The sequence below is a fragment of the Streptomyces sp. NPDC001493 genome, assembly GCF_053597235.1.
This window is the reverse complement of record NZ_JBSFHV010000014.1, coordinates 1-24,300: the sequence shown is the minus strand read 5'-3', so window position 1 is coordinate 24,300 and position 24,300 is coordinate 1. Positions and strand designations below refer to the sequence as shown.

At 71.9% G+C, this 24,300-nt stretch carries 14 protein-coding genes; 9 read left to right on the top strand and 5 right to left on the bottom strand.

Annotated elements, in window-relative coordinates; all coding sequences use genetic code 11:
- Positions 1-39: 39 nt before the first annotated feature.
- The 3 genes from ACWCWD_RS20445 to ACWCWD_RS20435 all read right to left on the bottom strand — a co-directional run bounded on the left by ACWCWD_RS20445 (position 40) and on the right by ACWCWD_RS20435 (position 11,997).
- Positions 40-1,722, bottom strand: coding sequence for a phytoene desaturase family protein (locus ACWCWD_RS20445; RefSeq protein ID WP_450774209.1), 1,683 nt, complete (start codon positions 1,720-1,722; stop codon positions 40-42).
- Entirely contained in the window at positions 1,712-11,098 is a 9,387-nt protein-coding gene (locus ACWCWD_RS20440; RefSeq protein ID WP_450774207.1) for a non-ribosomal peptide synthetase/type I polyketide synthase, read from the bottom strand. Before ACWCWD_RS20440 ends, ACWCWD_RS20445 begins: the two co-directional genes overlap by 11 nt.
- A 77-nt stretch (positions 11,099-11,175) precedes the next feature.
- Positions 11,176-11,997 (bottom strand): sterol desaturase family protein, encoded by an 822-nt coding sequence (locus ACWCWD_RS20435; protein ID WP_450774517.1) that lies wholly within the window; start codon positions 11,995-11,997, stop codon positions 11,176-11,178.
- Positions 11,998-12,866: 869 nt separating this feature from the next.
- Between ACWCWD_RS20435 and proP the strand changes: the two genes are divergently transcribed.
- Positions 12,867-14,357, top strand: a complete 1,491-nt coding sequence (proP, locus tag ACWCWD_RS20430) for a glycine betaine/L-proline transporter ProP (protein WP_450774515.1) — start codon at positions 12,867-12,869, stop codon at positions 14,355-14,357.
- Between the two features lie 73 nt (positions 14,358-14,430).
- On the opposite strand, the gene ACWCWD_RS20425 is transcribed toward proP, so the two are convergent.
- Positions 14,431-15,012, bottom strand: coding sequence for an N-acetylmuramoyl-L-alanine amidase (locus ACWCWD_RS20425; RefSeq protein WP_450774205.1), 582 nt, complete (start codon positions 15,010-15,012; stop codon positions 14,431-14,433).
- Positions 15,013-15,302: 290 nt separating this feature from the next.
- On the opposite strand from ACWCWD_RS20425, the gene ACWCWD_RS20420 reads away from it, so the two are divergent.
- From ACWCWD_RS20420 to ACWCWD_RS20410, 3 genes are all read left to right on the top strand, one after another.
- Positions 15,303-16,436 (top strand): fatty acid desaturase family protein, encoded by a 1,134-nt coding sequence (locus tag ACWCWD_RS20420; RefSeq protein WP_450774203.1) that lies wholly within the window; start codon positions 15,303-15,305, stop codon positions 16,434-16,436.
- 99 nt (positions 16,437-16,535) lie between these two features.
- Positions 16,536-16,718, top strand: coding sequence for a hypothetical protein (locus ACWCWD_RS20415; protein ID WP_450774201.1), 183 nt, complete (start codon positions 16,536-16,538; stop codon positions 16,716-16,718).
- Positions 16,715-17,257: an MOSC domain-containing protein gene (locus tag ACWCWD_RS20410; RefSeq protein ID WP_450774513.1), complete on the top strand. Its 543-nt coding sequence runs from the start codon at positions 16,715-16,717 to the stop codon at positions 17,255-17,257. Before ACWCWD_RS20415 ends, ACWCWD_RS20410 begins: the two co-directional genes overlap by 4 nt.
- Before the next feature lie 48 nt (positions 17,258-17,305).
- On the opposite strand, the gene ACWCWD_RS20405 is transcribed toward ACWCWD_RS20410, so the two are convergent.
- A complete protein-coding gene (locus ACWCWD_RS20405) occupies positions 17,306-18,133 on the bottom strand; it encodes a hypothetical protein (protein WP_450774199.1) in 828 nt (275 codons plus the stop codon).
- A 191-nt stretch (positions 18,134-18,324) separates the two neighbouring features.
- On the opposite strand from ACWCWD_RS20405, the gene ACWCWD_RS20400 reads away from it, so the two are divergent.
- The 5 genes from ACWCWD_RS20400 to ACWCWD_RS20380 all read left to right on the top strand — a co-directional run bounded on the left by ACWCWD_RS20400 (position 18,325) and on the right by ACWCWD_RS20380 (position 24,107).
- On the top strand, positions 18,325-19,230 hold the full coding sequence (locus tag ACWCWD_RS20400) for an oxygenase MpaB family protein (RefSeq protein ID WP_450774197.1): 906 nt from the start codon (positions 18,325-18,327) through the stop codon (positions 19,228-19,230).
- Between the two features lie 356 nt (positions 19,231-19,586).
- Positions 19,587-20,414 carry an MHYT domain-containing protein gene (locus ACWCWD_RS20395; RefSeq protein WP_450774195.1) on the top strand — a complete coding sequence of 276 codons (828 nt, stop codon included), beginning with the start codon at positions 19,587-19,589 and terminating at the stop codon, positions 20,412-20,414.
- Positions 20,415-20,469: 55 nt separating this feature from the next.
- Positions 20,470-23,178 carry a nitrate- and nitrite sensing domain-containing protein gene (locus ACWCWD_RS20390; RefSeq protein WP_450774193.1) on the top strand — a complete coding sequence of 903 codons (2,709 nt, stop codon included), beginning with the start codon at positions 20,470-20,472 and terminating at the stop codon, positions 23,176-23,178.
- The gene (locus ACWCWD_RS20385; RefSeq protein ID WP_450774192.1) at positions 23,175-23,609 is read left to right on the top strand and encodes a roadblock/LC7 domain-containing protein; all 435 of its coding nucleotides are present in this window, start codon (positions 23,175-23,177) and stop codon (positions 23,607-23,609) included. The genes ACWCWD_RS20390 and ACWCWD_RS20385 overlap by 4 nt, the downstream gene beginning before the upstream one ends.
- A 96-nt stretch (positions 23,610-23,705) precedes the next feature.
- On the top strand, positions 23,706-24,107 hold the full coding sequence (locus tag ACWCWD_RS20380) for a DUF742 domain-containing protein (protein WP_450774511.1): 402 nt from the start codon (positions 23,706-23,708) through the stop codon (positions 24,105-24,107).
- The last annotated feature ends 193 nt before the right edge of the window (positions 24,108-24,300 follow it).

Genomic DNA, 24,300 nt, shown 5'->3' with positions numbered 1-24,300 from the left:
CGCGCGGTGAACGCGCCATGGGCCTGCCTTCCTCGGTCGTCACGCGCCGGTGCCTTCCTTGGCGGTCCACCGGTCGAGCTGCGGCAGCCGCCCCAGCTTGCCGATGTGCCAGGGACCGGCGGGAGTGCTCTCCCACGCCCTGAACGGGATGCCCAGCTCCTCACAGAGGTACTGCGCGGCGAACCTGCCGGTGGACGCGGCACGGATCAGGCCGCCCATGCCGACCCACTGGCCGGCCATGGAGAAACCGCTGAGCCCGGGAAGCCGCATCCGGTCCTTGCCGACCAGATCGGACGCCACGTCGTCGGCGTCCGAGAACGCCTTCCAGGCCAGGATCGAACCGTTGTGGTTACCGGTGTAGCGCCGGGTCGTGGCCGGCGATGCCACGTCCACCAGCTCGATGCGCTCGGCCACGTCCGGCCACCGCCGCGCCAGGAAGCCCCGTACGAAATCGGCGACCTGCTGCTTCTGCGCCCGGTACGCCTTGCGGTCGCTGTGGCGCAGCTCCTGCCAGTGGGCGTAATCGCTGAAGTAGGTGCAGTGCACCACCGACTTGCCGGGCGGGGCGAACCCGTCGGAGTAGCGGGACCTCAACTGGACCACCAGACTGCTCTGCAGGGCGCCCGGGAGCCGGGCGGCGTCCTCGGGCCTCAGCAGGTACGTGGTGCTGTGGGCGTCCTCCGCCGGGAGGGGGCCCCGGATGCCGACGAAGGCCGAGACCACCGCGGGGAAGAGGGTCCCCGGCCTCTCCAGCAGCTCCCCGTAGAGCCGGTCGATCCTCGGGCTGGTCCAACGCCCCTCCAGCAGCCCCTGGATCGTGGTGCGCCCGTCGCAGGCGGAGACGATGTGGTCGGCGTAGTACCGCCTGCCGTTGCGGAGTTCGACCCCGATCGCCCGGCCGTTCTCCACCAGCACCTTCTCGGTGCGAGCCCGGTAGGTGACCGTCCCGCCGAGCCCGGTGTACCGCTCCTCCACCGACCGGGCGAGCCCGAGCGAACCGCCCTGGGGGAAGCCCGCGTTGCCGTGGTAGGCGCTGGCCATGTTGAAGAGGTACGGCAGCAGCGGGAAGCCCTCCGGGTCCTGGAAGAAGATGTTCCGGAACGCCCTGCGCAGCAGCGGGTCCTCGAAGCGGTCGGCGAACCGGTGCATCGGCGTGGCGGCGGTCCGCCAGAAGAGGCGGAACGCCGGCAGCACCGTGCGCAGCGTCGCCGCCCTCTCCCGTACGGTCCGCAGGGCGGGTGCGGTCAGGAAGGGATACAGCTCGATCTTCGTGAACCGTCGCAGATCCCGGCAGAACGAGTGGATCAGCCGGGCGTCCGCCGGGGAGACCCCGGTCAGGTGCTCCTCCAGCCGGTCCGGGTCGTTCCAGAAGGTCACCGACCGGCCGTTCTCGTCGACCACCTTGTTGAACAGCTCGAAGTTGGTGATGGACTTGCCGTCCAGCGCGCCCAGTTCACGCCACACCTGGTTCGCGTCGTTGCCGGCGGCGGTGCCGATCAGCCACTCGATGCAGTAGTCGAAGATGTAGCCGTCCCGGGACCAGGCCGTGCAGCAGCCCCCGGGCAGAACATGCTTCTCGAAGATCCTGGTCCGCGCCCCGCTCATCTGCGCGTACACGCCGGTGGACAGGCCCGCCACCCCCGCCCCGACGACGATGACGCGGGGTTTGCTCCCGGGAGCGCGCTCCCGTCGGCTCCAGTCGGAGCCCGCGTCATCCCGCATGGCCGTCTCCCGTCAGCAGGGTGCGCACCAGCTCGGCGTTGCGGGGCAGGTGCTTGGGATCGAGCATGTCGGCGTGGGTCCCCGAACCCTTCAGGACCCGCGTCCCGGTGGTGGAACTGCCGTGCCAGGCACCGGGGGCACCGGCCGCGTAGAGGCCGGCCTTCTCCTCGTCGGTCACCACGCCCACCCGGGCTGCCACCGTCCCCGTGTTGGGCGTCCGGCCGCAGAACTCCAGGTACTCCGCGGCGTGTTCGAGGACGGTCCGGGTGACGACCTCCGATCCCGTGTGCAGACGGATGTGGCGGCCCAGCTCCGCCTCGAAGGTTTTGATCCCCTCTTCTCCCGGCTCGTACGTCTCCATGATGCGGCGGGAGTCGAGCACCACCACCCGGTCCACCTCGCGGCCCCTCGACTCCAGCTCCTTCGCCACCTCGAACGCGAGGTTGCCGCCGAGCGAGTAGCCGAGCAGCAGGCAGGGGCCGTCCGGCTCGACGGACTCCACCAGGTCGGCGTAACGGACCACCTTGTCGTCGCCCGGCACGTAGTTGAAGGCGACGGTGCGGTGCCGGTATCGGGCGAGCTGCTCCGCGAGACCCCGGTAGACCAGACCGTGGCCGCCCGCCGGAGGGAAGCAGAAGACGGGCCGCCCCGGGCCGGGGTTGAAGGTCAGATAGGGCAGCTCCTCGGCGGACGTGCTGTTGACACGCTCTTCCACCGCCGCGGCCATGCCGTGCAGCGTGGTGACCTGGTAGAGCCGGCTGACCGGGATGCTGACGCCGAACTCCGTCCGCAGATGGTGGAGCAGCTCGATCAGCTTGATGGAACTCCCGCCGGACTCGAAGAAGTCGTCCCCGAGCCCCGCCCGCTCCGTCCCGAGCAGGGCCCCCCAGTGCCGGGCCATGCTCACCTCGTACAGGGTCACCGGCGGTTCGTACGACTGTTGCCGGTCCCCGCTCACCGGCACCGGCAGCGCCGTGACGTCGACCTTCCCGTGCGGGGTGAGCGGCAGCGCGTCGAGCTCGGTGACGTGCGAGGGCACCATGTACGAGGGCAGGGCCCCCGCGAGATGGCGGCGCAGCGCCCGCCGGTCGAGCACCGCCCCCGGCTCCGCCACGCAGTACGCGCAGAGCGTGGCGTCCCCGGCGGCGTCCGGGCGGACGGCCACCACCGCCCGGGCGAGACCCGGCCAGCCCGCCAGATGCGCCTCGATCTCGCCGATCTCGATCCGGTGACCCCGCAGCTTGACCTGGTGGTCGCCGCGCCCGAGGAGATGGACCCGGCCCTCCGTGTCCCAGCGCGCCAGGTCCCCGGTCCGGTACAGACGCTCCGGCGGCGCCCCGGACTCCCGGCTCAGCCGCCGGGTGACGAAACGCGCCGCGGTCTGCTCCGGGTCACCGGCGTACCCCAGCGCCACACCCTCGCCCCCGATCCACAGCTCGCCCGGCACACCCGGCGGCACCGGTTCACCGTGCGCGTCGAGGACATGGAGCGTGCTGTTGGGCAGCGGGCGGCCGATCGGCACCATGAGACCCGGTTCCAGGCCGTCGGCGGGCCCCTCGAAGAAGGCGCTGTCGATCGTGGCCTCGGTGAGGCCGTAGGAGTTGATCACCCGGGTCCCGGGTCCGCAGAGCTCGCGCAGCCGGGTGTACTCCGCGACCTTCCAGGCGTCCGAACCCACCACAAGGAGCCGCAGGAAGTCGAGCCGCGCGTCCTCCCGTGCGCAGTGGTCCATCAGGCCCCGTACGACGGCGGGGACGAACTCCGCGCAGTCCACCCGCTCACTGCGCATGGTGCGGTACAGCCGGGGCGTGTCGAAGATCAGGTCCCGGTCGGCCAGCACCAGGCTGCCTCCCGAGCACAGGGCCCGCACCAGGTCACCGGTGAACACGTCGAACGAGGGCTCCGCCATCTGGAGATGGACGCCCGTCCCGTCGAGCCGGTACTCCCGCTGCCAGGCGGCGTACGCCGAGGCCAGGCTCCGGTGGCTGACCCGGACCGCCTTGGGGCGGCCGGTGGAGCCCGAGGTGTTGATCACGTAGGCCGGAGCGTCCGGGTCCGTCCCGACCCGCGGGGCCGGCCCGTCCGACTCCGTCCCGCGCAGACCGTCCACGGTCGTCACGGGCACGGGCAGGCCCTCCGCCCACGGGGCCCGCGCGTTCTCGACGACCAGCAGAGCGGCCCCGGCGCGGCGCAGCACGTGCGCGACCCGGTCCGCCGGCTGGTCCGGATGGACCGGAAGGTAGGCGCCTCCCGCCTTCAGCACGGCGAGCAGCGTGACGATCAGCTCCGGCGACTTGTCCAGGCAGACCCCGACGACCGACCCGGCGCCGACCCCCAGGTCGCGCAGGCGCCGCGCCCGCGCGTTCGCCCGGCGGTCCAGCTCGCCGTACGTCGTCCGCGCCGTCTCCCCGGACAGGGCGGGCACCGAGACCGCGACCGCCTCGGGCCGGGCGGCGGCGGCCTCTTCGATCAGCCGGTGGACCGGGCGGACGTCGGCCGCCTCCGTCCCGGTGCGGGCCGGCAGCGCACGGGCGCCGCTCCACTCGCCCACCAGCCGCTCACGCTCCGGGGCGTCCAGCATCTCCAGCCGGGGCGTCGGCAGTTCCGCCGCCGCACGGGTCATGCTCTCCAGCAACTGGACGTAGTGCGCGGCCATCCGACGGACGGTCGCCGGCAGGAAGAGGTCGGAGTTGTACTTCAGCACGCAGTGGAAGCGCCTCTCCGCCTCGTCCTCGTACGCCGACAGGGTCAGGTCGAACTGCCCTTCCTCCTCGGGGAGTTCGATGTACTCCAGCCGGTAGCCGTACTGCTCGGTGGCCACCTTGTGGGTGAGCAGGATGAACATCGCCTGGAACACCGCGGAGCGGCTCGGGTCGTGCTGGAGCCCAAGCTCCTCGACCAGCAGCACGAACGGGTACTCCTGGTTGTCCAGGCCGTTCAGCACGGTGGAGCGGACCTGCTCCAGCAGCTCGGCGACCGTGGGCGCGCCCGAGAGGTCCGCGTGCAGCGGGAGCGGGTTGACGAAGTAGCCGTAGACCGAGGAGAACTCCTGCTGGGTGCGGCCGGTCACCGGGCTGCCGACCACGACGTGGTCCTGCCCGGAGTAGCGGTGCAGGAGGATGTAGTACGCGCTCAGCAGCACCATGAACGGGGTCACCCCGTGCCGCTGCGCCAGGGCGTGCACCCGGGCGCTGAGGTCGTCGTCCAGGACGAAGAACTCGGAGGCGCCGTTGTGCGTCTGCACGGCCGGGCGCGCCCCGTCCACCGGGAGGTCCAGCAGGGGGACTTCGGCGGGCAGGTGGGACCGCCAGTACTCCAGCATCGCGCCGGCCTCCCGGCTCGCCAGGAAGCGGTTCTGCTGGTTGAGGAAGTCGAGGTACCGCGCGCCCACCGGCGGCAGCGCGGGCTCCCGACCCTGCTTCAGGGACTCGTGGACGGCGAGGAGTTCCTCGATGAAGGTGAAGGTCGAGATCGCGTCCGACACGATGTGGTGGACCGCCTTCATGATGACCCAGCGGCCCGGCTCACGCTTGAAGAGACGGAACCGCACCAGCGGATCGCGTTCGAGGTCGTACGGCTTGCGGTACTCGCGGATGATCGTCCGCCGGATCTCCTCCCACTCCTGGCCCTGGACGTCGAAGAGGGCGAGGTCGGGCTCCGCGTCGGACGCGGTCCGCTGCACGGGCTGCCCGTCCTCCAGATGGAAGTTGGTGCGCAGCGCGGGGTGCCGGGCGATGAGCCGGCGCACGGCCTCGAACATCAGCTCCGGTTCGATTTCGGCGCGCACCTCCACCGCACCACCGATGTTGTACGCGTACCCCTCGGGGTTGAGCTGCTTGAGGAACCAGAGCGCCTTCTGGTTTTGGGTCAGCGGGTGACTGCGCTCGTCGGTGAACACCTCCACGGCGCTCGCAGCTTCGCCGTCCCCGGCGGCGTCCGCCGCCACGCGTTCCAGCAGCCCCGCGTACAACTGGTCGGCCAGCTGGCCGACAGGCGTACCGCTCAGCAGCGCGACCACCGGCAGCGCGATGCCCAGATCCGCCTGCACCCGGGCACGGAGCTCCATCGCGAGGAGCGAGTCGAGTCCCAGGCCGCCGAGTCCGCCGGACGGGTCGATCTCCTCCTGCGCCGTGCGCAGCACGGTGGCGGTGAGCGAGGTGAACCGCTCGACCACCAGGGCGCGGCGCTCCGCCTCCCCGGCGCGCCGGAAGGTGTCGAGGAAGCCGTTGCCCTCCTCCGCCACCTGGTCACGGGCGGCCGCGGCGAGCTCGGAGACCAGCGGGGGAGGCGTGTCGTACCAGGCCAGGAACGTCGGCCAGTCGACGACCGTCGCGACCAGCAACTGGGCCCGGTCCTGCCCGATGACCCGCTCCAGCACACTCATCCCGGCGTCCGGGGACAACGAGCTCATGCCCCGGCTGTGCAGATAGTGGTCGACCAGACCGAGCTCCTCGATCATGCCGGTCGCCCACGGGCCCCAGTCCAGACTCAGCGCGGGCAGCCCCTGGGCGCGCCGCCGGTGCGCCAGCGCGTCCAGGAAGGCGTTGCCGGCCGCGTAGTTGGTCTGACCGGCGGTCGTCAGCAGCGAGGCGATCGAGGCGAAGAGCACGAAGTGGTCGAGCGGCTCGTCCCGCAGATGCCGGTCGAGCAGGTACGCGCCCATGACCTTCGGGTCCAGCACCGCGTCGAAGGTGGTCCGGTCCATCTCCGCGACGAGCGTGTCGCGCACCTGTCCGGCGAGATGGAACACGCCGCGCACCGGGGCGCCGCCCCGGCGCCGGTACGTGTCGAGCCAGCCCGTGAGCGCGTCCTCGTCGGTCACGTCCACCGGCGCCAGGACCGGCTGCGCGCCGAGGGCCTCCAGTTCGCGGAGGAGCGCGATGGCCCGGCCGGCGGCGGTGGCCGGGCCGGCCCCGGCCCACTCCTGGCGCGGCGGTACCGGGGTGCGGCCCATCAGGATCAGCCGGCGGGCCCCGCGCTTCACGAGGGTCCGGCACAGGAGCCGGCCCAGCGCCCCGAACGCACCGGTGACCAGATAACTCCCGTCCGCGCGCAGTCTCAGCGGCAGAGGTCTGGTCAGCCCCTCGGCGGGGCGGAGGCGACTGGTCGCGCGGCGGTCGCCCCGCAGACCGATCTCCTCCTCGTCGTCGGTCAGGAACTCGCGCAGCAGGGCCTCGGCATCGGCGCGGAGACCGGGCGCGCCGGGCTCCCGCGCCGGATCCAGGTCGACCAGTTTGCCGCGGTGTCCGACCAGCTCCTGGTGGCGCAGCACCCGTGTGACGCCCCAGGCCGGGGCCGCGAGCGGCTCGACCGTCTCGCCCGGTGACACGGGCTGCGCGCCCCGGGTGACGACGTGGAGCCGGCCGCCGGTACGCCGCGCGGCGAGAATCCGGGCGAGCGCGACCAGGGAGTAGGCGCCGGTTCCGGCCGCCCGTGCCAGGCCCTTGCGCTCACAGGCCGGGAGCTCCGGCAGATCGAGGTTCCACAGGTGGACGACGGTGCCCCCGAAGGGCGTGCCGTCCCGGTCCAGATCGGCGAAGAGCCGCTCCAGATGCTCGGCGGACTCCGGCGCGACGGCGAACTCCCCGTCCCGGACCGGCCGCCCCTGCGACGTGTCCGCCCGCACCACCCGGCAGCGGTCGCCCCGCGCGGTCACCAGATCGGCGAAGGCGTCCCCGAGGCCGCCGCCGTCCGCGAGGACCAGCCAGTCCTGCCCGTCCGCCCCGGGCGACGAGGAGACCTCGGGGGCCTCGGCCCACGGGCGGTCGATCCAGGTGGGTTCGGCGAGCCAGGAGTCGATGGTGCTCCGCGAGACGGCGGCTGACGCCTTCTCCACGTCGGCCGCGCGGAATCCGCGTAAAGCCCCGAGCGCCGTGCCGTCCTCCGCGTACAACGCGAGGTCGCCGACGAGTTCGTCGCCGTCGCTGCGCGACACCGTGCCGTGCACCCAGAGCGGCCGGTCGCCGACGGGGGAGAGGCTCATCTCGTCGAGCGAGAGCGGCAGCCGGATTCCGGTGCCGGGCGGGGACGTGTCCGTCGCCAGGATCCGGGGCGTCAGCAGGCTCTGGAAGCAGGCGTCCAGCAGGGTGGGATGAATGTGATGGCGGGAGGCGTCGTCGCCGATCGGAGCCGTCGGGCCGATCCGTGCGAGCACTTCGCCGGCGCCGATCCAGACCTCCTGGACGGCCTGGAAGGCGGGGCCGTAGTGGTAGCCGAGGGCGGCGAGTCCGGCGTAGCACTCCTCGGCGCCGAGCCGGTGGGTACTCCGGCCCTTGACCGCTTCGGCGTCCAGCGCGGGTCCGGCCGAGCGCCGCTGTGCGGAGCGGACCACCCCGCTCGCGTGCACGGCGCGCTCCGCGTCCGGGCCGGCGGGTGCGGACGCGATCGTGAAGCCCCCGTCCTCCAGGGACACGGAGAGCTGGACGGTCCTCGCCTCGTCCTCCGCGAGGAAGAGCGCCTTGCGCAGATCGATGTCGGCGAGCACCACGTGGGTGTCCCCGGTCAGGGTCCGTACGGCCTGGGCCGCCATCTCCAGGTAGCCGGCGGCGGGGAAGACCACGGTGTCCTGGATACGGTGGTCGGCGAGGTACGGCAGGGTCTCGGTGTCGAGCCGGGACTGCCAGGTGGGCTGGGCATGGCTGGTTCGGCGCCCCAGCAGCGGGTGGTCGAGCAGGCCGAGCCTGACCTGGGCGACGGAGCCGGGCTCCGTCCAGTGGCGGTCGCGCCGCCAGGGATAACGGGGCAGCGGAACCGTCTCGCCGGCGGGGTGGAGCACGTCCCACGCGATGGGGACGCCGAGGTTGTGCAGGGTGGCCAGGGAGAGGGCGAAGCGCTCGTTCTCGTCCTCCGCGCGGCGGACCGAGGGCACGGAGACGGCTGTCCGGCCGCCGGCCTCCAGGCATTCGCGGATCGCGTGCCCGAGCACCGGGTGCGGTCCGACCTCCAGGAAGAGGCGGTAGCCGTCGTCGGCGAGCCGGTCCACGGCGGCGCGGAAACGCACCCGGTCACGGACGTTCTTCCACCAGTACCCCGCGTCCAGCTCGGTGCCTTCGGCGACCCCGTCCAGACCGGTGAGGTAGAGGGGAACGCGTGCCGGGCGGGGCGTGATGTCCGCCAGGGAGTCCAGCAGTTCGTCCTTGATCCGGTCCATGGCGGCGCTGTGGTACGGAACTTCGACCGCGAGGAACTTGACGAAGATCTCTTCGGCCCGGAGCGACTCCGCCAGCGCGGTGAGCGCCTCCTCGTCCCCGGCGAGGGTGACCGAGGCCGGGCTGTTGACGGCCGCCACCGAGATCCGCGACCCGAACTGCCGCACCCGCCGTTCCGCCTCGTCCTCGGGCAGACCGACGGCGAGCATGGTGCCCGCTCCGGCGAGGGTGTGCTGGAGGCGGCTGCGGTGGACCGCGACCGCGACCGCGTCCTCCAGGGAGTAGACGCCCGCCTCGTAGAAGGCCGCGATCTCCCCGGTGCTGTGCCCCACGACCGCGTCTGGGCGCACGCCGTACGAACGCCACAGGGCCGCCAGCCCGATCTGCACCGCGAAGTTGGCCGGCTGCGCCAGCCAGGTCTCCGCCATCCGGGACCGCGCCTCGTCGGCCGCCATCTCGTCGAGGAGTGACCAGCCCGCGATCCTCCTGATCTCCCGGTCGCACGCGGCGACCGCGTCCCGGAACACGGGCTCGCTCGCCAGCAGCCCGCGTCCCATGCCCCACCACTGGGGGCCCATACCGGTGAACACCTGGACCAGGCGGCTGTCCTGGGGGTCCAGCTGCTTCGACTGGACCACCCGGGGGTGTGCCTCGCCCCGGAGGTGGGCGGCCAGGGCCTGGTCCAGGGACTCCCGCGAGGAGTGGACCACGGAGAGCCGGGACTCCAGGTGCTGGCGCCGGTGCGCCAGGGTGTGGCCGAGGTCGGCGAGGGAGACCGCCGGGCCACGCTCGCCCGCCAGCTCGCCGCGGACGCCCTCCGCGATCCGTACGAGCGCATCGGGGTGGCGCGCGGTCAGCGGGAGGATGTTCCAGCCGCGCCGCGGTGCGGGGGACACCGGGCGGGCACGCTCCGGGGCCTCTTCCAGGACGAGATGCGCGTTGGTGCCGCCGAAGCCGAAGGAGTTCACACCGGCCCGCGCCGGTCCCTCGTGGGCGGGCCACGGGGTGACCCGGTCGGGGAACTCGTACGGCGAGGAGTCCCGGTCGATGGCGGGGTTGACGCGTTCGAGATTGATGTGCGGCGGGATGGTGCGGTGCTTGACCGAGAGTGCCGTCTTGATCAGTCCGGCGATTCCGGCGGCCGACTCGGTGTGCCCGATGTTCGCCTTCACGGAACCGACGTAGCAGGGAGCGCCGGGGGCACGCCCGATGGCCAGGGCGCGCGAGAGGGCGTTGGCCTCGATCGGGTCGCCCACGGGCGTGGACGTGCCGTGCGCCTCCATGTACTGCAGATCACCCGGGGTGATGCCGGCCTCGGCGCAGACCTGCCGCACGAGGGAGACCTGGGCATCCCCGTTGGGGACGGTTATGCCATTGGTCCGGCCGTCCTGGTTGACTCCGCTGCCCAGGATCACCGCATGGATCGGGTCCCCGTCGCGTACGGCGTCCTCCAGGCGCTTCAGCGCCACCAGACCGACCCCCTCGGCGCGCACGTATCCGTCCGCCCGGGCGTCGAACGTGCGGGAACGGCCCTCGGGCGACAGGAACCCGCCCTTGGACTCCGCCACGGTGTACTGCGGCGCCATGTGCAGCAGCACCCCGCCCGCGAGCGCCAGATCACTCTCCCCGCGCTTCAGGCTCTGGCAGGCCAGGTGTACGGCGACCAGGGAGGAGCTGCACGCGGTGTCGACGGAGAGGCTGGGTCCCCGGAAGTCGAAGGAGTGCGAGATCCGGTTGGAGACCATCGTCATCATGGTGCCGGTGGCGGTGTGGGCGGCGAGCGTCTCGAAGCTCAGGTCGGCGAACTGCAGGATCTTGTAGTCGAGCGTGAACGCGCCGACGTACACGGCGGTGTTGCTGCCCGCCAGATCCGCCGGCCGCTGGCCGCCGTCCTCGAGGGCCTCCCAGGCCACCTCCAGAAGCTTGCGCTGCTGGGGGTCCATGTGGTCGGCCTCGCGACGGCTGATGCCGAAGAAGGCGGGTTCGAACTCGTCGAAGCCGTCGATGTATCCGCCCCGGCCGCCCACCAGCCGGCCGGGCTTGTCCCGGTGACCGCTCCGGTGGGTCGTGACGTCGTAGCGGTCCGGCGGCGTGGGGGTGACGCAGTCCTTGCCGTCCAACAGGTTCTGCCAGAAAGCACGGTGGTCCGAAGCTCCGCCGGGCAAGCGGCAGCCGATGCCGATGATCGCGATTTTGCCCGTCGAAACGTCGTTGGTCGCGTCAGCCAAGTTCGCACACTCCTCATCAAGTGGTCGCGCTGCCACGGGCGGCGACCGAGTCAGCGGTGCGGGGCCCGAAGGCCCCTTCAGGCGATGCCGTCCCCGGGCCGCTTAGAGCGGCGCCACGGACGGAAGAGACTGCCGAGGATCTCGCCGGTCCCGGGAAACGAGCTGGGATCGCTGAGCCCGACCGCGGCCGGCTCACGGCCGGGACGCCAGGTGAAACTTCCGAAGAGGTGGTCCCAGCAGGACAGGTCGGAGCCGTAGTGGCCCGCTTCCGCGAGGTCCGTGCTGTGGTGCAGGCGGTGTTGCTCCGGGCTTGCCAAAACGTGGTTGAGCCGGCCGATCCGCACGTCGATGTTGGCGTGGACGAAGTAGCCCTGCGCGGCGACGAAGAGCCCCGTCGCGAGCACAGACCGCTGGGAGAACCCGGCCAGTGCCAGGGTGAGTTGCACGACGCCTTGGGCGAGGACGATGTCGAGGACGTGGTTGACGCCGTTGTTGGCGACGTTGACCTTCTGCGGTACGTGGTGGACCCCGTGCAACCGCCACAGAACGGGGTTGGTGTGCCCCAGCCGGTGGACCAGATAGCCGGCGAGCGAACCGCTCAGCAGCGCGGCCGGTATCTCGGCCGCTAGGGGAAGTGCCGGATCGGCCGGCGAGATTTTTCCCACCGCCGTCGTGACCGAGAACTGCGCCAGCGCGCTCCCGGCCATGGTCAGCAGGAAATAGACGCCGTACCAACGCCATTCCGCCCCGTCGGGGTGCCAGTCGCGGCGGTGTGGAATCAGTCTTTCGAGGACGGTGAGGTACATCAGGGTGCCGACGAGGAAAAGGGGACTCACTCGTTCGGGATTCCAGTCCAACAGCAGGGCCGCCGTCGCCACCAGCAGGGTGGCCGTCAGCAGTACGGGATAGGCGAGGGAGCTGAGGGCGCGCCGCGTGAGCGGAAGGCCGGTGGGCTGCGGCGGGGGCGCCGTGGAGCGGACGGTGTCATCGGTGGGCCATTCGTTTTCGTGCACCTGAAATCCTCCGTAGGAATACGGAATCAGCCTCGGGTCCTGCGCCATTGCAGGGGGAATCGGCCGTCGAACGCATGCGGAAGTCTCAGGGGGCGTACGAGTGGGTGCGCTGTCGTCTGTGATGGCGCCCGTGCGAAAGTCGGCGACCTGGGCGGCGGAAAGGAATTTCCGCGGATCCGGAGACCGGTCTGGTCGCCTCTCCTTTTTCGCCCTGTGCGAGCTCGGTTGATTCTTTTCCGCTTCCTGCGGATTCAATCCTCGACCGACGGTGAATTGAGCTTGTCCCCCGGAGTGCCGTAGTCGGCCTCACGGTCATTGAACAGGGACTCCTGCTGGTACGGAATAGGGTTCGGGTATCTGTCGCCGGTGTGAGTGACTTAGTCATGTTGGCGTTCTTATGCAGTATTCGGAAGATCGTTTTTATCGTTTTTATGGATCGGCTCGGAATGGCGTGCGCGCCCGAGAGGCCGCCGGTGGTCCCGGCGAACGCCCCCACCCGCGGTCGCGGGGAGGTGGAGCGATCGGGGCCGCTGCCGGCCGTCCCCGTGCGGCCGTCACCCGTCCGGGCCGTCCGGGAGGCTTCCGTCGGGCGGTTGCACCAGACTCTGAGGCACCGATGATCTTCAGTCCCCTGTCCGGGTGACGGGCCGCGGAAGGTGAGACGCCGAGAGCCCTCGGAAAGGGGCGGACGCATGGCCGGATCCAGGAAACAGCCGGGAGGCCGGCCCCGGCGCGACACCCAGGCCGTGGACCGCATGATGCGCACGGTCGTACGTCGCCGAAAGAAGTCGTTCCGGGCCGAGGACGTCACCGTCACCGATCCGCCGAAGGTGCGCCGGGCGGTCACGGCCGCAGCACTCGGCAACACGATGGAGTGGTTCGACTTCGGCGTCTACGCCTATCTGGCCGGAACGCTGGGCAAGGTGTTCTTCCCGTCCAGTTCGCCCGGAGCCCAGGTGGTGTCGACCTTCGCCACCTTCGCCGCGGCGTTCCTGGTACGGCCGCTGGGCGGGCTCGTCTTCGGCCCGCTCGGGGACCGGGTGGGACGGCAGAAGGTTCTCGCGCTCACCATGATCATGATGGCGGCGAGCACCTTCGCCGTCGGCTTCCTCCCCACCTACGCGGCGGTCGGCTTCGCGGCCCCCCTGCTGCTCCTGGTGTGCCGGCTCGTGCAGGGCTTCTCCACGGGCGGAGAGTACGCCGGGGCGACCACGTACATCGCCGAATACGCCCCCGACAAGCGGCGCGGTTTCCTGGGCAGCTGGCTGGACTTCGGCACCTTCGTCGGATACTCGCTCGGCTCCGGCCTGGTCACTGTGCTCACCGCCGTCCTCGGTACCGACGGGCTCACGGACTGGGGCTGGCGCATCCCCTTCTACGTCGCCGGACCACTGGGGCTGATCGGCCTCTACATGCGCATGAAGCTGGAGGAGACCCCCGTCTTCCAGCGGCAGGAGGAACAGGCCGAGGCCCTGGCGGAGGCCGACCCGGTGGAAGAGGCCAGGCAGTCGGGCAAGGGCCGGCTCAAGGAGATCTTCACCGAGCACTGGGAGGCCGTGCTGATCTGCATGGGCCTGGTGCTCCTGTACAACGTCACCAACTACATGGTCACGTCCTACCTGCCGACCTACATGTCCGAGACCCTCGGCGAACCCGAGACCACCTCGCAGCTGCTCGTCCTCGGCACCATGCTGCTGGTCGTCCTGACCATCACCACGGTCGGCCGCAGCTCCGACCGGTGGGGCCGACGGCCGGTGTTCATGGCGGGGAGCGTGGCGCTGGTGGCGCTCTCCATCCCGGCGTTCCTGCTGATCCGGCAGGGCGGGATCCTGCTCCCGGCCTTCGGCTGCGCGATCCTCGGCCTGCTGCTCGTCTGCTTCGCCGGAACCTCGGCCTCCACCCTTCCGGCGCTCTTCCCCACCCGCATCCGGTACGGCGCGCTCTCGATCGCGTTCAACATCTCCGTATCGCTCTTCGGCGGAACCACCCCGCTGTTCGCCGCCGGGCTCGTGGAGGCCACCGGCAACGACATGGTGCCCGCCTACTATCTGATGGTGGCGGGCGTCATCGGGCTCGTCTCCACCTTCTTCCTCCACGAGACGGCCGGCCGCCCGCTGCGCGGCTCCGGGCCCATGGTCGAGACACGCCAGCAGGCGCACCGGCTCGTTTCGGCCAGCCGCACCACCGCGGGCCGGCAGGCGCGCGACGTCTGGTTCCGGCTGCGCCACGGGCGGCGACGGGACTGACGAGGGGGCGCGGGGGGTTCCCGGTCCGGCGCGGGCGGTGCCCGGTCCGGCGTGTGGCCGGTACCTGATCCCCTCAGGCGTGGCGGACGAGCCGCAGGTAGCGGTCCCAGTCCCAGAGCGGACCGGGATCGGTGTGGTCCGTCCCCGGCACCTCGTAGTGGCCGATGATGTGCGTACGGTCCCGTGGGATGCCGTGGCGGTCGCAGATGTCGGCGGTGAGCAGCGCGGACCGTTCGTACATCGCGGCGGTGAAGTACTCCGGGCGGTCCACCCAGCCTTCGTGCTCGATGCCGACGGAACGGACGTTCTGGTCCCAGTTGCCCGCGTGCCAGGCGATGTCCCGCTCCGGCACGCACTGGGCTGTGTAACCGTCACCGGACCGCACGACGTAGTGGACCGACACCTTCTTCGTGGGGTCCCGGAAGATGCCGAGCGTCTGCCTGAAGGTCTGCTGGGTGACGTGGACGACCACCCGGTCGACCCGCCGGGGCGAGGTGCCTCCCGGCACGGTGTAGTTGGCGGCCGAGGCGGGTGCCCAGCGGGCCAGCGCGCTGTCCGTCCCCGCCGAGGGCGCGTCCACCCCGCGCACGGACGCCGGCAGAAGAAGGCCCGCCGCGGAGCCGGCCGCCGCCTGGAGAATTCGTCTGCGGTGCATCGGTGCTCTCCAGAGGACGGTTACGGATCACGGGCGGAGGCGGAAGCCGCCTCCCGGCGGGTGTACCCCGACACGGACGACGAGGTGAACGGCCGTTCGGTTCCCGGGGGGTGCACCACCGTCAACGGGCTGACTGGGATCGCCCGCAAGGCTCGTACGGGGGACAGCACCACCCTGGCAGCAGGGGGAATACCCCCTGCTCATCGGGATGGTGGCGTCATGGCTGCCGCATGTCCCTCTTCATTACGTTTCTTCGGGTAGGCGCACCCGTCCAGAGAGCTGGAGATGCCATGCCCCAGGCGACCACCACCGCCACCGACCCGTCCGGAGCGCGGGCCGCGACCTCAGTCGCCCCGTCCTCCTCGGACGCGGAGGGCGCCCGGACCGCCCCGGAGGCCGTGCCCGCCCCGCGGGGTCTCACCGGAGACACCCCCGGCGGCAGCGATTTCGCGCCGCTCCTGAAGACCGTCAAGGGGCAGGGGCTGCTGGACCGGCGCACCGGCTGGTACGCGGCGGGCATCGCCGTGAACGCGCTCTGCCTGGCCGCGGTCGCCACCGGCATCGAACTCCTCGGCGACACCTGGTGGACGCTGCTCCTCGCGGTGCCGCTGGCCGTCCTGTGGACCCGTACCGCCTTCCTCGGACATGACGCGGGGCACGCCCAGATCACCGGAAACCGCAGAGCGGGCCGGATCATCGGCCTCGTCCACGGGAACCTCCTCCTCGGCATGAACGAGGCCTGGTGGAACGACAAGCACGTCCGGCACCACGCGAACCCCAACCACATCGACAAGGACCCCGACGTCGGTGTGGGGGCCCTGGTCTGGACCCAGAAGCAGGCGGCCCGGCGGGAAGGCTTCGCCCGGTGGCTCACCCGCCACCAGGCACGCCTCTTCTTCCCCATGCTGCTGCTGGAGGGCATCGCGCTGAAGGTCTCCGGCTTCCAGTTCCTGCGCCGGCAGCCCGGCCGCGAGGGCGTGCTGTCCGGCCTGCTGATGGTCGCCCACCTCGCGCTCTGGGCGACGCTCTTCCTCACCGCCATGCCGGCCGGAAAGGCGGTCGTCTTCGCGCTGGTGCTCCACGCCCTCTTCGGGCTGCACCTGGGGATGGCCTTCGCCCCGAACCACAAGGGCATGGAGATGCCCGACCCGGACGGCGACCGCTGGGGCCACCTGCAGCGACAGGTCCTCACCTCGCGCAACGTGCGGGGCGCCGTCCTCACCGACTGGTTCCTCGGCGGGCTCAACTACCAGATAGAGCACCACCTCTTCCCGAGCATGCCGCGCCCCCACCTGCGCCTGGCCCAGCCGCTGGTCGAGGAGTACTGCCGCCGGATCGGGATGCCGTACACGGAGACGGGGCTCGTGGAGTCCTACCGTCAGGGGCTGTCCCACATGCACGAGGTGGGCGCCCCGTTGCGCTGATCCCGGACCCGGCCACGATGTCGCCCGGCGGGGAACCGTACGCGCCCTGAAGGCGTTGTCATAGATGAAGCGGCTGCGTGCCGCGGAGGAGGCACCATCATGTCGAACGGCGCGAAGATTGCCATCGGGGGAGTTGTCGTGGCGGCCGTCCTGATCCCGTTCATCGGGTTCTGGTGGGCTCTCGTGGTGCTGATCGGGGTGCCCGCCGCGGGCTATCTGCTGCTCGATCCCTCGCAGCGGCGCAGGATCCGACGCATACGACGCATGGAGATGGGACGCTGAACGGCACAGTCGTGGCGGTGAGCAGCAGTGGCGAGTACACCTTCACCAAGCCGGTCCGGCAGAGCATCACGCTCCGGGCCGGACACGGGGTCGAAGGCGACATCCACGCGGGCGTCACCGTCAAGCACCGCAGCAGGGTCGCCCAGGACCCCACCCAGCCCAATCTCCGCCAGGTCCACCTGATCCAGCAGGAACTCTTCGACGAACTGCGCGTCGAGGGCTTCGACCTCGCCCCGGGGGACCTCGGGGAGAACGTCACCACCCGCGGCCTCGACCTGCTCGCCCTCCCCGTGGGCACCCTGCTGCACCTCGGGGACCAGGCCGTCGTCGAGGTCACCGGGCTGCGCAATCCGTGCCTCCAGATCGACGCCTTCCGGAGCGGACTGCTCAAGCGCGTCGTCGGGCGCGACGACGAGGGACGCGTGGTCCGCAGGGCCGGGATCATGGGAGTGGTGGTGGACGGCGGACCCGTACGAGCCGGAGACACAGTCCGGGCCGAGCTCCCCGTCGGGCCGCACAAGGCCCTCGACCGGGTCTGACCCGGGGTCCCCGACCGGCGAGACCCCGGCACGACGGCCGCGGAGGCCTTACGCGGGCCGGGCGGCGAGCGCGTCGAGTGCGGCCAGGAGCCCGAGAAGCTGCTCACCCCGCCGCACCTGCTGCACCTCGCCCGGCTCGTCGTCCAGCAGGACGAAGGCCATGTCGTCGGTCCTCGCGACCAGGGACCAGCCGGGCCCGTCGACCCGCAGGGTCCGGGCGTCCGCGGAGGCGAAGGAGGACCTGATGCGTCCCGGCGGCGGAGGCGAGTCCAGGTAGTCGCGGGCCTCCTCCAATGCTCTGCGCACGCCAGGGTGCCGTTTCGTCCCCGCGCTCTCCGGTCCCTGAACCGCGGGCGCTCCGGGGCCGGCCCCGGTCCCGTCGACCTGTTCGCGCCACGACGCCCATCGCGCGGCGATCTCGTCGGCCCCCATCCGCCGCTGCTCCGGGCCCCAGTCGCTCTCCGAAGGGGGCGTCAGAAGGAGCGTCCCTCCGGAACCGTCCTCGGTGGGCTCCGGGTCGTGGGGCGCGGGCACTCCGGGCGCGGCGACCGCGAGGGCGAGGGGCCAGCCCGGCAGCGCGCACACGACCGTGCGGTCGTCGGGCGAGAGCTCGTACGCGATGCCGCAGTCCCAGGCGGCGATGGCACCGGCGACCGTGGTGGCGTCCTCGGTCACCACGGTCCAGCGGGCACCCGAGCCGTCCTGCCCGAGCACGAGGCCGTACCCCTCCTCGTACGGTTCGAGGGAGAGCGAGCGGCACGCGGCCGGGTAGTCGTCGCCCAGCACCGTGGGGAAACTCGCGGGGGTCAGCAGGAGCGCGGTCAGCACGTACAGCGTGTCGTCGTCGGCGGCGATCGTGTCGTCCGTCCCGGCCACGGTGTCCTCCTCTTGCCTGTAACTCGTTCGTGGGATGCGTCGGCGCACCCTAACCACCCGGTAACCCCGCCGTCGAGACCCCGCACGGCAGGTGATCGCGGGCTTCGGGTCCGCAGCCGCTCCCGTGAGCCGGGTCCGGGCGCTTCCCCCACCCCTACAGTGGAGCTCCGGACCGACGGAGGGACGCGGGCATGAAGAGGTTCGACCGGCTGAAGGAAATCCGGAGTCTCGACCCCGAGAGGGACTTCCTCCGGATCTACCGGCTGTCCGTCACACTCGAATTCCCCTGGGACATCACCCGCGCCCTCGAACTCGCCCTCTACCGCACCTACGCCGTACCCAGCATCGGCCGACTGCTCGCGGAGACGGCTGAGCTGACGGACCGTTCCCAGAAGCGGTACGACGACACGGCGCTCCTGCTCGACTCCGTGGTGGAGCACGGGTTCGACTCCGGGGAAGGCCGTACGGCCCTCCGGCGGATCAACGCGATGCATCGCAGCTACGACATCAGCAACGACGACATGCGCTACGTGCTCTGTACCTTCGTCGTGGTCCCCAAGCGCTGGCTGGACGCGTACGGCTGGCGCGCGCTCTCCGCCCACGAGCGCCAGGCCTGTGCGGTCTACTACCGCACGCTCGGCGCGCACATGGGGATCAAGGATCTGCCCCGCACCTACGAGGAGTTCGAGGAGACCCTCGACGCGTACGAGAGCGCCCACTTCGGGTGGGACGAGGGAGCGAGGAGGGTCTCCGACGCCACGTTGGGCCTGATGGCCTCCTGGTACTCGGCGCCGCTGGCACCGCTGCTGCGCGGGGCGAGCCTCGCGCTCCTCGACGACGCGCTGATCGACGCCTTCCGCTACCGGCGTCCGAGCGCATTGGCCCGCGGCCTGACGAGGGGAGCGCTGCGCCTGCGGGCTCGGGCGGTCCGGTTGCTCCCGCCACGGTCCGAGCCGCACTTCGCCCGCCAGAACCCGGAGATCAAGGGCTACCCGGACGGGTACGACGTGGCCGCGCTCGGCACCTTCCCCACACCGGGGATCCGGGGCTGCCCGGTGCCGCACCGCCGCGCGGCGGACGGTGCCGCCGCCGAGTGACCCCACGTACCGGGGCGGCCGGACCGTGGCGGAGCGCGGCGGGTGAGGGCGAGGAGGCGGTCGTTCCCGTCTGTGCACGACTCCGGTCGCGGTCCGGTGGCCGGAACGGGGCTGTGGGAGGAGTGAGTTCGTGGTGGGCCGGGAAGACTTCACCGAGCCGTGTTGAAGTGCGGCTGCTCCACGCGGTGCGAGCGGTTTTGGCGGGTTCATGGCGACAATCCTTGCGTCCGTTCGCTGGCTTTGGGCGACAGAATCAGCCACTCTCCGATCGGTTCGGAACGGCGATCCGTCATATTCCATGAATTTCGAAGTGTGCCCCCGGCACGTACCTCCCGCCGGGCTAGCGTCCCCGATTTATGGGACACCTGGACCACGCAACCTTCGGCTGGCTGACACCCGTGCTGTCGTACGCGATGGCATCGATCGGCGCCGCGCTCGGACTCCGATGCACCGTGCGCGCGCTGCACACCACCGGCCGCTCGCGGCGCAACTGGCTGCTCACCGCGGCATCCGCCCTCGGAACCGGCATCTGGACGATGCACTTCGTCGCCATGCTCGGCTTCGGGGTCACCGGCACCGACATCCGCTACGACGTGGGCCTCACCCTGTTCAGCCTGATCGTGGCCATGGTGGTCGTCGGGCTCGGCGTCTTCGCGGTGGGCCACGGCCGCAACCGTGAACGGGCCCTGATGACCGGCGGGCTGACCACCGGGGTCGGCGTCGCGAGCATGCACTACCTCGGCATGGCCGCCATCCACCTGCACGGCGAGGTCCACTACAACCCCGCGATGGTCGCGGTCTCCGTGGTGATCGCCGTCGTCGCCGCCACCGCGGCACTCTGGGCGGCCCTCAACATCCACACCCCCGGAGCCGTGGCGCTCGCCTCCCTCGTGATGGGCGCCGCCGTCAGCTCCATGCACTACACCGGCATGCTGGCGGTCGGCGTCGAGGTCGCCCCGTCCGCCGCACCCCTGACCGGGGCCACGGCCATGCAGTTCATCTTCCCCCTCACCGTCGGGCTCGGTTCCTACCTCTTCCTCACCTCGGCGTTCGTCGCTCTCTCTCCCGCGGCGCGGGACGCCGACACCGAGACCGACGCCTACGTGTCCGCCTCGGCCGAGCGCGCCCGGCACACCGACCGGCTCACCACGCCCGGCGACCCCTCCACGGCCGCCACCCGCTGACCGGCCGCCGTACCCGTCCCCCGACCACCCCTTTCCCGACCGGAACGAGGAGGCCATGCGCCCACTCCGTACGACCCAGGCGCCCGGCGCCCAGGACGACCGGCCCATACCCCCGGTACGCGGCCGGCGCGCGCACGCGGGACCCCCGGCCGACGAGCGTGTCGTACTCGGCGCCCTCTCGCGGCGCCCGCAGGACCCGTCGGGACGCCGGCGTACCTGGTCCCTGCGGCCCCGTACCGTACGCGCCAAAGTGCTCGCCCTGCTGATGGTGCCGGTGGTGTCCCTGCTCGCCCTGTGGGGGCTCGCGACCGTCACCACTGCCCAGGAGGTGGCACGACTGCGCCAGGCGGAGCGGGTGGACGCCACGGTGCGCACCCCGGTCCGGCAAGCCGTCGACGCGCTCCAGGCCGAACGGAAGGCGGCGCTCGTCCAGGCGGCCGCACCGGGCGGGGCCGCCGCCGCGACCCTGCAGAGCCGTGCCGTCCGCACCGACGCGGCGCTCGACCGGCTGCGCATGGGCGAGGGGCACACGGTGGCGGACACCGGAAGCCTCCCGGCGGGTCTCGCCACCCGCATGGACGTTTTCCTCTCACGCGCCGACGGTCTCGACGCCTTGCGCGGTCGTCTCCGCGCCTCCTCGGACGCCGGCGCCAACAACGACACCGACCGGGACAACGCCTATCTCGCCTACACCGACGCCATCGGCTCCGCCTTCGGGGTGCTCGGGGCGCTCACCGGAATCCAGGACGCCGACGTCGGCCCCGAGGCGCGCGTCCTGCTCGAACTCGGCAGGGCGGACGAGATGCTGGCCCGCGAGGACGTCCTCCTCGCCGTGGCCGCCCGGAGCGGCACGCTCGACGGCCGGGCGCTGCTCCGCTTCACGGGAGCGGTCGAGGCGCGGCGTTCCTTCACGGAGACAGCCGCCGCCGACCTGCCCCCCGGTGAACGTGACGCCTGGCAGGACCTCGCCGCGGACAGCTCCTACCGCGCCCTGGAGAGCGCCGAGGACGCGGTGCTCTCCGCGCGGCCCGGTACCGAGGCCGCCCGCGCGGTGTCGGCCGACGCCTGGTCCCTCGCGGGCGGCCCCGTCCTCACCCGGATGCGTGCCGTCGAAGCCGCCGCGTCCGAGCGCGTGGCGGGCGGCTCGGATCCGCTGACGAGCGGGCTGACGAGCCCCGACGGCGCGGCGGTCCTGTTCGGCTTCGCCGCCGTGGCCGCCGCGCTCGTCATCTCCGTCCGCATCGGCAGCCGGCTCGTCACGGAGCTGGGGAGCCTGCGCGACAGCGCCCTGGCCATCGCCCGCCGCGAACTGCCCCGCGCGATGGAGCGCCTGCGGGCGGGCGAGGAGATCGACGTGAAGGCCGAATCCCCGACGCGCAGACCGTCGGCGGACGAGATCGGCCAGGTCGGCGAGGCACTCGACATCGTGCACCGCGCGGCTCTCAGCGCAGCGGTGGAGCGCGCCGAACTCGCCAGTGGCATCGCCGGAGTCTTCGTCAACCTCGCCCGTCGCAGCCAGGTCCTGGTCCACCGCCAGCTCAACCTCCTGGACGGCATGGAACGGCGTGCCGACGACCCCAACGAGCTCGCCGACCTCTTCCGCCTCGATCACCTGACCACCCGCATGCGCCGGCACGCCGAGAGCCTGATCATCCTGTCCGGCGCGGCCCCCGGGCGAGCCTGGCGCAGGCCCGTACCGCTCACCCAGGTCGTCCGCGCGGCCGTCTCGGAGATCGAGGACTACGCCCGCGTGGAGGTACGCCGCCTCGCCGACGTCTCCGTGACGGGCGCCGCGGTCGCCGACCTCACTCACCTGCTCGCAGAACTCGTCGAGAACGCCGCCCAGTTCTCGCCCCCGCACACCAAGGTGCGGATCACCGGCGAGCCCGTGGGCAACGGGTACGCGATCGAGATCGAGGACCGGGGCCTCGGCATGGGCGGGGAGCTCCTCGCCCAGGCCAACATGCGCATCGAGCAGTCCGAGGCGCTCGACCTCTTCGACAGCGACCGACTCGGGCTCTTCGTGGTGAGCCGCCTCTCCAACCGCCACCGGATCAAGGTGGGGCTCCGTGCCTCCCCGTACGGCGGAACCACCGCCGTGGTCCTGCTGCCGACCGCGCTGCTGCACGACGAGCAGCCGGAGAGCGCGGAGCCGGGCGCGCTTCCCCCGCACGCCGCCCTCCCGCCCCGGAGCGCACTCCCTCCGCAGGCCGCCGGGGGCGAGAAGCCCTCGTCGCGAGCGGCGGCCGGTGACCGCGAGCACCGGCCGGCCTTCCCGCCGCCCGTCGCCGTCCCCGACCCCGACTCCGGAGCGGACTCCGGGGAGACCGGGAAGCACACCCCCGAAACGCCGCCCGCACCGGTCACCGCACTCCGGAGGCGGCCCCGTACCCCGTCGGCCGGCCGGGTACCCGAGCGCGGCCATCCCCGTACCCCGTTCAGGCAGGCCCCGGCCGAGCCGCCGGAGCGGGCGCCCCGGGCCGAGGGCGACGACGAGCTCCCCCGGCGCGTCAGGCAGGCGAACCTGGTGCCCCAGCTCCGCGAAGAACAGGCACGGGCGCCGCGGGACCAGCGGGCCACCGGCGCGGGGGAACCCGCCGGACGCACGCCCGAACAGGTCCGGGACCGCATGACCGCCTACCGGGACGGATGGCGGCGCGGCAGCGGTGACGCACCGGGCCCGGCGGCGGTACCCCCACCGCCGGCGGCGCCCCCCGCACCGGGCCCGGCGGCCCACCCCATCGACGTAGGAGATCCCGGATGATCGCGAACGGAAGGACGGAATTGAACCACCGCTCGGGCGAACTCGACTGGCTGCTGGACGATCTGGTGAAGCGGGTCGCGGAGGTACGGCACGCCGTCGTCCTCTCCGGCGACGGCCTGGCGGTCGGCGCCTCCAGTGTGCTCAGCCGCGAGGACGCCGAACACCTGGCAGCCGTCGCCTCCGGCTTCCACAGCCTGGCCAAGGGCGCCGGCCGCCATTTCGGGGCGGGCGGGGTGCGTCAGACCATGGTGGAGATGGACGACGGCTTCCTGTTCGTCGTCGCGGCCGGGGACGGCTCCTGCCTGGCCGTACTGAGCGACGCCGTGGCGGACATCGGCCTGGTCGCGTACGAGATGGCCCGCCTCGTCAAACGGGTCGGCGAGCATCTGGGCACGCCGGCACGGCTCGCACAGCCTCCCGCCGCGGGCTGAGGGAGGGAGGAAACGGTGCGAATGTCCGACGACCCCGACGCGGCGTACGGCGGCAGGGAGCTCTACGGGTTCCACGATCCCTACCGGGACCGGGAGATGGGCACCGGCGCGGACGCCCTGCGCGGAAGCCAGTGGTACGACGCGGACGCGGGACCTCTGGTGCGCCCGTACGCCGTCACGGGCGGGCGTACGAAACCGGGCCCCAGCGGGGTGCGGTTCGATCTGATCGCGCTGGTCGTCGTCGACGGCGCGTCCGACCCCGACGCCGAGACGATGCTCGGCCCGGAACACCGGGCGCTGCTCGCCCTGTGCCAGGACGAGACCCAGTCGGTCGCGGAGCTCGCCGCCGACGCCGATCTCCCGGTGGGCGTGGTGCGGGTGCTGCTGGGAGACCTGCTGGAGGGCGGCCACGTGTCGGTCTGCCGTCCCGTCCCGCCCGCGCAGCTGCCCGACGAACGCATCCTGCGCGAGGTCATCGACGGACTGCGGGCGCTCTGACGGAATCCCGGGAGCCGGGGCAGCCCGGAAACCCGCCGGCGCGGTGACGCGTCACGGCCCGGATCGCACCGCGGACGTCAACGCCGTGCGACCGGGCCAGGTCGTGTCGTCAAAGTGCTGTCTGCCGGGCGACGCCCGGCACGCACGCTCGCCGCGTTGTCGGAATCGTCCTCGTACGCCCAGTACGAGGACG

What these genes read in the sequence shown, in the direction of transcription:
- ACWCWD_RS20400 (WP_450774197.1), top strand. Translation starts at nt 18,325, where the DNA reads ATGAAGAGGTTCGACCGGCTGAAGGAAATCCGGAGTCTCGACCCCGAG.
- ACWCWD_RS20390 (WP_450774193.1), top strand. Translation starts at nt 20,470, where the DNA reads ATGCGCCCACTCCGTACGACCCAGGCGCCCGGCGCCCAGGACGACCGG.
- ACWCWD_RS20445 (WP_450774209.1), bottom strand. Translation starts at nt 1,722, where the DNA reads ATGCGGGATGACGCGGGCTCCGACTGGAGCCGACGGGAGCGCGCTCCC.
- proP (WP_450774515.1), top strand. Translation starts at nt 12,867, where the DNA reads ATGATGCGCACGGTCGTACGTCGCCGAAAGAAGTCGTTCCGGGCCGAG.
- ACWCWD_RS20380 (WP_450774511.1), top strand. Translation starts at nt 23,706, where the DNA reads ATGGGCACCGGCGCGGACGCCCTGCGCGGAAGCCAGTGGTACGACGCG.
- ACWCWD_RS20420 (WP_450774203.1), top strand. Translation starts at nt 15,303, where the DNA reads ATGCCCCAGGCGACCACCACCGCCACCGACCCGTCCGGAGCGCGGGCC.
- ACWCWD_RS20395 (WP_450774195.1), top strand. Translation starts at nt 19,587, where the DNA reads ATGGGACACCTGGACCACGCAACCTTCGGCTGGCTGACACCCGTGCTG.
- ACWCWD_RS20415 (WP_450774201.1), top strand. Translation starts at nt 16,536, where the DNA reads ATGTCGAACGGCGCGAAGATTGCCATCGGGGGAGTTGTCGTGGCGGCC.
- ACWCWD_RS20385 (WP_450774192.1), top strand. Translation starts at nt 23,175, where the DNA reads ATGATCGCGAACGGAAGGACGGAATTGAACCACCGCTCGGGCGAACTC.
- ACWCWD_RS20425 (WP_450774205.1), bottom strand. Translation starts at nt 15,012, where the DNA reads ATGCACCGCAGACGAATTCTCCAGGCGGCGGCCGGCTCCGCGGCGGGC.